The organism is Flaviaestuariibacter amylovorans (genome assembly GCF_039541815.1).
GTDB lineage: Bacteria > Bacteroidota > Bacteroidia > Chitinophagales > Chitinophagaceae > Flavisolibacter > Flavisolibacter amylovorans.
On sequence record NZ_BAABGY010000014.1, the window covers coordinates 128,703 to 137,398 of the forward strand.

Annotated in this window: 8 protein-coding genes; all 8 read right to left on the reverse strand. The window is 53.5% G+C overall.

Annotated features, from left to right (window positions below):
* Position 1: 1 nt before the first annotated feature.
* Entirely contained in the window at positions 2 to 3,037 is a 3,036-nt protein-coding gene (locus ABD937_RS19355; protein WP_345257534.1) for a multicopper oxidase domain-containing protein, read from the reverse strand.
* Between the two features lie 63 nt (positions 3,038 to 3,100).
* Positions 3,101 to 3,442 carry a four-helix bundle copper-binding protein gene (locus tag ABD937_RS19360; RefSeq protein WP_345257535.1) on the reverse strand — a complete coding sequence of 114 codons (342 nt, stop codon included), beginning with the start codon at positions 3,440 to 3,442 and terminating at the stop codon, positions 3,101 to 3,103.
* A 95-nt stretch (positions 3,443 to 3,537) separates the two neighbouring features.
* Positions 3,538 to 3,939: an HYC_CC_PP family protein gene (locus ABD937_RS19365; RefSeq protein WP_345257536.1), complete on the reverse strand. Its 402-nt coding sequence runs from the start codon at positions 3,937 to 3,939 to the stop codon at positions 3,538 to 3,540.
* A 3-nt stretch (positions 3,940 to 3,942) separates the two neighbouring features.
* A complete protein-coding gene (locus tag ABD937_RS19370) occupies positions 3,943 to 4,662 on the reverse strand; it encodes a DUF305 domain-containing protein (protein ID WP_345257537.1) in 720 nt (239 codons plus the stop codon).
* A 189-nt stretch (positions 4,663 to 4,851) separates the two neighbouring features.
* Entirely contained in the window at positions 4,852 to 5,418 is a 567-nt protein-coding gene (locus tag ABD937_RS19375) for a DUF2911 domain-containing protein (protein WP_345257538.1), read from the reverse strand.
* A gap of 298 nt (positions 5,419 to 5,716) precedes the next feature.
* Entirely contained in the window at positions 5,717 to 6,193 is a 477-nt protein-coding gene (locus ABD937_RS19380; protein ID WP_345257539.1) for a hypothetical protein, read from the reverse strand.
* A 122-nt stretch (positions 6,194 to 6,315) separates the two neighbouring features.
* Positions 6,316 to 6,732: a hypothetical protein gene (locus ABD937_RS19385; RefSeq protein WP_345257540.1), complete on the reverse strand. Its 417-nt coding sequence runs from the start codon at positions 6,730 to 6,732 to the stop codon at positions 6,316 to 6,318.
* 171 nt (positions 6,733 to 6,903) lie between these two features.
* On the reverse strand, positions 6,904 to 8,696 hold a 1,793-nt coding region (locus ABD937_RS19390), incomplete at its 5' end, for a TonB-dependent receptor family protein (RefSeq protein ID WP_345257542.1).

Below are 8,696 nucleotides of genomic sequence, written 5' to 3' on the forward strand. Positions count from 1 at the left end.
GTCAATAGATAAAGGTCAATCCTGCGCCCCAACCGTACTCATTGTCATAATTGGTAGAAATTGCCAGGTATTTCGTCACAATATACTGTGCACCGATGCCAAATTCCTTATCGGTATTCCAGCGGAAGTCAAGCCGGGTGCGGGTGGTAAGCGGCAGATCCTCCCGTCGAAACTCGAGGCGGAACCGCCCCCGGGTGTCTACGCGCCCTTCCACATCAATAAAGAAAGGAAGTGTATAGATCAAACCAACGGTCCCCGCCTGGGTGCTTCGCTCCTGTGGTAAGGCTTTGCCTTGGTCAGCCGTTTCCCGCTCAAGGTCGGCACCGATAAAGGCGGAAAAGTACTGGCGCCGGTCAAGGAAGCGCTGCAGCCGCGGCTCTACTTCGTATCCCTTTTTGTAGTCATAGCGGAATTCGGTATTCAACTGGTAGCGGGGGCCAGAAAGAAAGAAGGAACCGAATATCCCCTGGCTATGAACGGACAGGTCACCCCAGGGATAGTAGCGGTTGCCATGCATCCGCTTGAACATTTGAAAATCATGCGTAAACGCCTTTTGGACTGCCGACTCCGTTCCCTCGTAGCTGAAGATGGTGGCCATGCCCGAAATCATATGATAGAGTGTATGGCAATGCAGAAACCAATCCTTTTCTTCCGTCGCAGCGAATTCGATGACCTGCACGTCCATTGCTTTGATATTGAATGTATGCTTCATCGGCGAGTATCCCCCCTGGCGGTTGATCACCCGGAAAAAGTGCCCGTGGAGGTGAATCGGATGTTCCATCATGGTGGCATTCGTAAAAACAACACGCACGTTCTCGCCGCGACGGATCATTACTTTGAAGTCCTGCTCGGCCAGTGTCTTGCCATTGATGGACCAGATATAGCGCTGCATATTTCCAGACAGCGTAAGCTCAATCTCGCGCCAGGGCCTATTCGCGGGCAATGTCGTGACGCTATCGGAGCGCAACATATCGTAGGATAATACGACATCGTTTCCGTTTCCAGGCGGAAAATCAAATCCCGTGAGCGGCATATCGGTCATCATATGTTGCAACATGAAGCTTCGGGAAGTATCGCCGGTCGCGCCCATGCCGCTCATGCCGGCATGCCCCGGCATACTGCCCATCGGCGTACTTTCCGTTGGCATGCTGCCCGGTGCCGTTTGGGAAGGATTGGTCGTATCGTTGCGTCCGGACGGCATCGGCATGCCCGCATGCTCTGAATGGTCCATCATCGGTTGCGCCTTCGGGGGTATGGTGTCCTGCCGTTTACCGGGCATTGCCATGCCCGGATGCCCGGAGTGATCTGCCGCCGGCTGCGGCTTCTTCGGAGGTGTATCCACGATGGGCTTGCCGTGCAGTGTACCAGACACCAAAAGATAAGTGTTCAAACCCGGCTCCATCGGTCCGCGTTGACGGGAAAAATCGGGGGCCATTTTCATCTTCATCCCGGGCATCTTGCTGTGATCCATCCCTTGCATCGGATCTTTCTTCGGGGCGGGTCGCTTTGGTGGCGCCTTCCTCACCGGAGCTTTTTTTACCGGCGCTTTCCTGACAGGTGTTTTCTTTACAGGTGGCTTCCTTGCAGGGGTGGCGCTCTTAGGCGCTGTACCTGTGGTAGCTGCCTTTGGTTTTGCAACGGGTGTAGGCGTCGTCGTAGTCGGGGTGTGCCCCGGCATATTGGAATGATCCATTACGCCCGGCTGCCGGACTGAGTCCGGGCGCCTGCCGGTAGTATCTATGGAGTGCCTTTCAGGCATGCTCGTGGACATAGATGTATCGTGACCTGTGGTGCCGGCATGGTTCATCCCGTTCATACCCGGCATGCTTCCCATCCCGGACATCCCCCCCATGGATGACATATCCATTTCCGGCATTTTCATGTAAAGGCCCATCTTCATCTTCATCCCCATCCCCTTCATCATCCAGGTCATCCTGTTCATTTCGTTCATCAGCACCATATAATCCAGCTTCGGGATATCCTTAGCTTTCACCTGCGGCCCCGAACCGAAGAAGGCGGAGGCCTGGGTAGTAATGTCCTGTGCTGTGGCCCGGAATTCATACTGGCCGTTATCAGGAATGCGGATAATCACATCGTAGGTTTCTGCGGTAGCGATCAGCAATTTATCCACGTCAACAGGACGAACATCAATGCCATCAGCCGCGATGACGGTCATCTTACCACCGGAATATTGGAGCCAATAGTAAGTTGCGGCGGAGCCATTGATGACCCTCAGAACGACGGAGTCGCCCTTCCTGTACTTTTTAAACGTTTGAACCGGCTTCCCGTGCATCAACTGAACCGGGTAATACACATCGCTGACATCGGCGCCGGGCATGCGGGTCCACTCCATCTGCACTTTATCGCCGAAATGTCCCTTGACGATAGCTTCACCCCAGCTCTGCACCCCTTTCTTCTTGATGGCATACCACTCCTGCCGTCTCTTTAAAGAGCGCATAATGCTGCCCGGCCGTTCGTCCCGCCAATCGGAAATCTGCAGCACTTCCTCAGCTTTCGGGCGGGACGTATTTGGAACAGCCGGCTGCAGCACCATAGAGCCGTACAAACCAACCTGCTCCTGGAACTCAGTATGGGAGTGATACCAGTAGGTGCCGCTTTGGATGATGCGGAACCGAAATATGTAGGTCTCGCCGCGGCGGATGGGCGTGGTGTTGAGCAGCGGTACGCCATCTTCCTCGTTGGGAAGCAGAATACCGTGCCAGTGGATCGACACTTCCTCGGGCAAGAGATTATGAACATAGATTACTGCCGAATCGCCTTCCGTAAACCGGAGGGTCGGGGCAGGAATGGAGCCGTTGATGGCGAGGGCCTTGCGTTTCCGCCCGGTATAATTAACAGTGGTGTCCTTTACATAAAGGTGATACTCGACAACCGGGCCCATACGCCGTAGGGTACGCTGTTGAGACCGTCCGCCGGAATCGACTTTTGCTGCTATTTGCCCATGATCATGCTGGGCGCTCAATCGGACGGCACAAAAAATAAATAACGCCAGAAAAATATGTCGCAAGGTGTTCATCGGAAAATGTTTGAAAGGAAGACACCCCTATGGATGCCTTCCCAGGGTCAGGAAACAGTGTGGCTATGGAGCCATCTTTCTGCATTCATCTGCGCAACGGCGACAGGCCTCCGCACATTCGCGGCAATGTTCCATGCCGTGTTGTGCATGTTGCTCACATTCTGCGGCGCAGGCGTCACAGATTTCAGCGCAAACCCGGCAGAGGTCTTTGGATAATGTCCCCCCGAGGCTCATTACCTGGGCGGCCGCGTTGCAGATCGCAGCGCATTCGAGATCCAACTGAATGCAGCGAACGAGCATCTTTACATCGTCTTCCTGGAGGCAGGCAGAGGCGCAATGATTACAAACAGACGCGCAGCGGAGGCATGCGTCAATACATGCCTGGAATAGGGTATTGTGGGCCATGATAAAGGTTTTAGATGAAAATAATAGGTACGTCACCTGCGCCTGGGCAAGTGCGTTGGGACTAATAACCGCCACGAGCGATTTACAAAAAAAAGTCAGAGACGCAGAACGCGTATCATTAAATAGAGAGGGACAGAAGAATGTCCGGGCGGCCCTGAGTCTGCAAATGAACGACTAGGCGTGGCGATCGCCACCGGATGAATGGTCGTCGTTATACCTGGCAGGCACTGCTCTAAGAGCACCCAGCTTGAACGGGTAGGGTACGCGTCGAAGGCGGGATAATGGTCGTCGGTGACCTTTAAAGTTGTCGGCACATCCTTGCAGCAATCGTTGGCTTGCTCATGCTTTTCCATGCCACATTTGCTACAAGGCCCGTCCTGATCAGCGAAAAGTGATGTCGAAACAGTATCACCCATGCAGATATGGGTGTGCAGGGTCGCGCCGGTGGTGAACACCAGGTAAAGAAGTGCAAGTGAAAAACGTGCGACCCGCTTCATGACTTAGTGGCTCATGGAATCGTGACCGGACATTCCATTCATATTGTGCCCCGGCATATCTGTTCCGGAGTTGCCGTTCTGGAACTTGGCCAGCTTCTTATTGTCTTCCGTGTTTGCCTGAATCGTATTGTTCGCTACTTTCTTTGTCTCAGCGGAGCGGGCTGATTTTAGGTAAAGACGTGCCATGTCTATTCCCTGCTGGTGGTGCATCGACATCATCATCGCAAACTGTTGATCGACACTGCCGCCATGGTTCATATTCATTGAGGAGCCTTTCATCATCTGCTCCATCGATTTCTGGGCAAAGTCAGACTTGCCATTCGGCTGATGATTCTTCATAAATGCATCCAGCTCAGTTATATCCTTACGGGAGTCGTCAATAATCTTTTGCGCCACTTGCTTCAGCTCCGCATTGCTGCCACTGCTGAGTTCAATATTTGACATTTCGATGGCACCTTCGTGGTGTTCCTTCATCATCATTGCAAAGTCGTGATCCTGATCCTGGGTCATGGTCATACCGTGCATATCGCTCATCATCTTGCTCATAACCCCTTGAAAGTCTGCACCACTGGTCGGAGTCGCGGCAGTGTTGGAAGAGGCGCCTGAAGTATCCTGATGGGTAGCGGTCTCCGTTGTGGTCTCCGTGGTTGCGGTCTGGTTGTCATTTCCCGAGCAGGCCGCCAGCCATACGACACTGGCTCCTAAGACAAAAATCCTTTTCATATTATCAATGTTTTGACGCCTACATGCAATATTCAGGCCCCAACCCGCTGAGCTATCCCGGCGGATGGGATTGATTTCCAGCTGCAATAGATCAGTCGCTGAGCGCACTTATACAGCAAAAAAGTCCCCGGCTGTTCAGCCGGGGATTGTATATAAAAAGCGGAATTTAATGTCGTTATAGTTGCATGATTATTGCAACTGAATCGGGAACGCAATACGTCTCTTTTCCCAGGCAATGGAAACAATGCCCATATTAGCCTTGGCAGGCTCTACGGTATACTGCAGCCGCTCCGTATGCCTATTGGTCCTGGGCTTTACCGTAAAGCGCACCAGGTCGTCTTTGGCATCATACTCATTTGTAAGGTGCTGGTTCCAGTGCCGGTTAATGATGACGGTCCATTCCTTTTTCCCTGGAATGGTGAACAATGCGTACTTCCCGGCTGGTATTTTTTTTCCACCAATGGAAAAAGGGCGCCCTACATTGATGGTGGTCGCATTGTGTGCGCCGGTAACCCAAACCTCGTCATAGGGCACCAGCCCACCCCATATTACCCGCCCACGGACACCCGGCGAGTGATAGCTGATTTTTACACTGTCGCCATCGATAACGCCAACAGCCATTGCATTCAGGCTTTTCTTCGTGGTATCTTTCAACAGGTTCGGATTGTAACAAACCTCTTCCTGAGCCCGAGACTGGGCACTTGCTGAAGTAATAGAAAGAACAGAAACAAGACAAGCAAATAGGATACGCTTCATGAGGGAGAAAATTTAGGATTGAAGCAAAGATAGCATGTGGGCACCGCTTAAACCCTTGGAACCGGGTCAGCAGCGTCCTTGGCGATTTTTTCCATGATCCGCTGATTATCACCAAAAGTGCACAAGGCGTCAAAATGTTTCCGAAGATCGGAAAAAAGTATATACTTGATGGAGATCCGGTTGTTCCGAATAGCCGGCCTCATCAGCTGCGCTACGACATCCTTTTCCCGCTTATCGGGTACAATCAGATAAAATACTTCATCGCCATTGGCAATCGAATAACTAAGGTCGGCGAGCCTTAAAATGCCCGAATAGATACTGGTGCTCTTCTCAACTTCGAAAGCAGCGACCACATTATTGGTACCTTTCTCAAACCAAAGAACGTCAATAGCTTAACGGTGTTCAAGGTATCCGGATCCAGATCAAAGGAAGGAAACCGGGGCAGGCTGATAAAAGAAAAGCTCTGGTCCTGGAAACACCGGGACCGGTCATTGGATGCGGGTGTAACATCATACCCAAGTGCATTGCCAATCTTGAGCAGGTGGTATTGCATCTCTGTGTGCAGGTTTTCCTCCGCCCGTTCGGCAGTTACCTCGGCATGTCGTTTTTCGATCATCCTCTCCAATCTTCCCCGTTCGGTCTGCGAAAGGTACTCATCGCCTCCCAGCACCATCTTTTGCATGCCTACTTCGAAGAGGAGTCCTGCAAGCGCACCCTGGTCGGTTGAAAGTTCGGAACAGAATGTACGGTTTGTTTCCAACAGCACTTCCCGCAATTTGAGGTATTCCTGCCAGCTGCCAAGTTTCTTTTTATCCCGAAACAGCGAATTAAATCCGTTTACAATGGCAGTATTGAATGGTGGGATCAGCGTAGGGTGCAGAAAGTATAAGATACTGGCTACAGACGGTCCCAGTCCTTTAATTTTATAGGAGTCGAGCTTGATAATTTCCCGCAGCAGATGGTCTTCGGTCCGGGCTCCATAACATTGCTCCAGGAACCGGCCGAACAGTCGCTTTTGTTTTGGTTTTCGTAAATGTCGGGGATCCGTAGCTTGGGCTTCCAGTAGAACGGGTGGGCAGCGCCCTCGAAAACTTGTTTTTGCTCGGTAATACAATTCAGCACGAACTCTAGGGACGAACCCCGGAAATCGTTGGGAAACGTGCCGGATCTGATGTCTTCAAAAACCTGGCGCATGCCGCGGCGGATGGACCGGAAAGCCTTTAAACGATCCTCATTATTGACGAACCAGGTGTTGTAAACCGATTCCTTGTCGGACTTATATTGCTGGATCAGCGGGAGAAGTTGTGCACTCATGCGGCCTGGTTAAGCGCCAATTTAAGTTTTTTAGGTGCTTGTTTAGCAAAGGTGTTTTTCACCTGAGTTAAGTGAATAATTAAACAGACAAGAACTGGAATAAGAAGCCCAATTTCAAAAAGCAAGCCTCCCGTGAACGGGAGGCTTTCGTATTCTAATCTAACAGGACAGTTAAAAACGGGCACCGATTGAAAAGAAGGCCGTACGGCCATCGGCGGGGAGCACGCCCGGGCCCGGGTAGCCACCGGCGCGGCGGGTGAAGTAGCGCTTGTCGAAGACGTTGTTGATACCCGCCTTCAGCGTCAGGCTTCGTGTGGCCTTGAAGGAAGCCGACAGGTCGGTGATGGTATATGCGGGAATGGGACCGCTTTGGCCATTGGTGGCAATAGCAGTGGTGTTGGTAGCGTCAGAGAACGTCAGACCCGTGTGGCTGATCTGGCCGGTAAGCAGGAAGCCTTTGTAGCCGGCGCTGATGCCACCGCGGAAGATGGCCTCCGGTGCGTTCTCTACGCGCTTGCCGGCAATGATGCTGTCTTTGAACGAGCTGCTGTAGCGTGCATCAAGGTAGCTGTAGGAGCCGAACACGATCAGGCCCCAGTTGCTATTGCGGCGGAAGGCGCGCACCGGGTTGATCTCCACGTAGCCTTCAAAGCCCTTGGAGAGGCTGGAGCCGAGGTTGGTCACCAGGCGGTAGGCCGGCGAAACGCCCGGAACGGCGGCGAAGGATCGGGTACCCACCCGGTTGTCGTATTGCAGCACAAAGCCGCTTACATCGAACTGGAGGTAGTTCTTCACCTTACCGCGATAACCGAGATCGATATTGTATCCCTTCGAATCCTGCAGATCCTGGTCGATGATATCGGTAGTGGCCGCCGGAGCCTGCAGGTTGGCAAACTGAATGGGGCGGTAGGCCTGCGCGAAGGAGCCGTAGAACTCCGTAGTTTTCGTTACATGGAATTCAGCACCGATGCCGGCCAGCAGGAAAGAGCGGCTTCGGGCCACGTTCTGCAGCAGGCTGTCCTGTCCGTTGGCCTTGTAGCCGATGCGGCCAGAGGCTTCGCCGCGGAGCCACTCGTAGCGGACCCCGGGGATGAGGATGAACTTGTCGGAGATGCGGAAGATATTCTCTACATAAGCGGCCAGGTTCTGCGAACCGAAGTTGATGTCGCGGTCGTAACGGCCGCCGGTAGCAAGCTCCATCGTGTAATCGGTTCCGGTGGTGCCGCGTCCTTCTGCAAGGCGGTGGGTGTTGCCCGTATAAGCACGGATGCCGCCCGAAATGGTATGATTGCGGCCAAGCAGCTTATAGTCGGTAATGATGCGGCTCTCGAGCACATAGTTGCGGTAAAAGTCGCCGTTGAGCACGCGGTTGTTGTACTGAAGCGTTGTGCGGTTGATGGTGTCGGCAATATTGATGGCGCGGGTGAAGCCTACCGAGTTGCGGTCGCCGAGGGTGGCCGACAGCTTGGTGGCCCAGCGGGTGCTGGGATTGATCTGCCAGTTGGCCGTCAGCGCGGGCATCGTCCACGTAATGTCGAACCAGTTGCGGCTGCGGAGGCTTTGCTGCGCATCCTGCTCAAACTGTAGGTCGGTGAGGCCGCCCGGCTGCTGGCTGCGGATGTTGGAGCGCATCAGCTCGGCCGAGAGCGAGAACCGCGGCGTGAAGCGATAGGTGACGGTGCCGAAGCCGGCGTTGGTATAATAGCGGCTGTTCTGACGCCAGCCGTCGCCGTTGCGGTGGTCGAAGAAGGCATAGTAGTGCACCCTGGCGCTGTTGCCGCCTATGGCGTTATACGAGTTGAAAAGGCGGTTGGACCCGACGGTCTGCTGCGTTTCGAATTCGAAAGGCTTGCTGATTTCCGAACCGTTGCGGAGTATGTAGTTGACCATGCCGCCAAACTGCGGACCGTATTGCAGCGCGCCCTGGCCGCGAACGACTTCGATGCGCTGCACCGCCTGGAGTT

What these genes read in the sequence shown, in the direction of transcription:
- ABD937_RS19365 (WP_345257536.1), bottom strand. Translation starts at nt 3,939, where the DNA reads ATGAAGCGGGTCGCACGTTTTTCACTTGCACTTCTTTACCTGGTGTTC.
- ABD937_RS19370 (WP_345257537.1), bottom strand. Translation starts at nt 4,662, where the DNA reads ATGAAAAGGATTTTTGTCTTAGGAGCCAGTGTCGTATGGCTGGCGGCC.
- ABD937_RS19385 (WP_345257540.1), bottom strand. Translation starts at nt 6,732, where the DNA reads ATGAGTGCACAACTTCTCCCGCTGATCCAGCAATATAAGTCCGACAAG.
- ABD937_RS19375 (WP_345257538.1), bottom strand. Translation starts at nt 5,418, where the DNA reads ATGAAGCGTATCCTATTTGCTTGTCTTGTTTCTGTTCTTTCTATTACT.
- ABD937_RS19355 (WP_345257534.1), bottom strand. Translation starts at nt 3,037, where the DNA reads ATGAACACCTTGCGACATATTTTTCTGGCGTTATTTATTTTTTGTGCC.
- ABD937_RS19360 (WP_345257535.1), bottom strand. Translation starts at nt 3,442, where the DNA reads ATGGCCCACAATACCCTATTCCAGGCATGTATTGACGCATGCCTCCGC.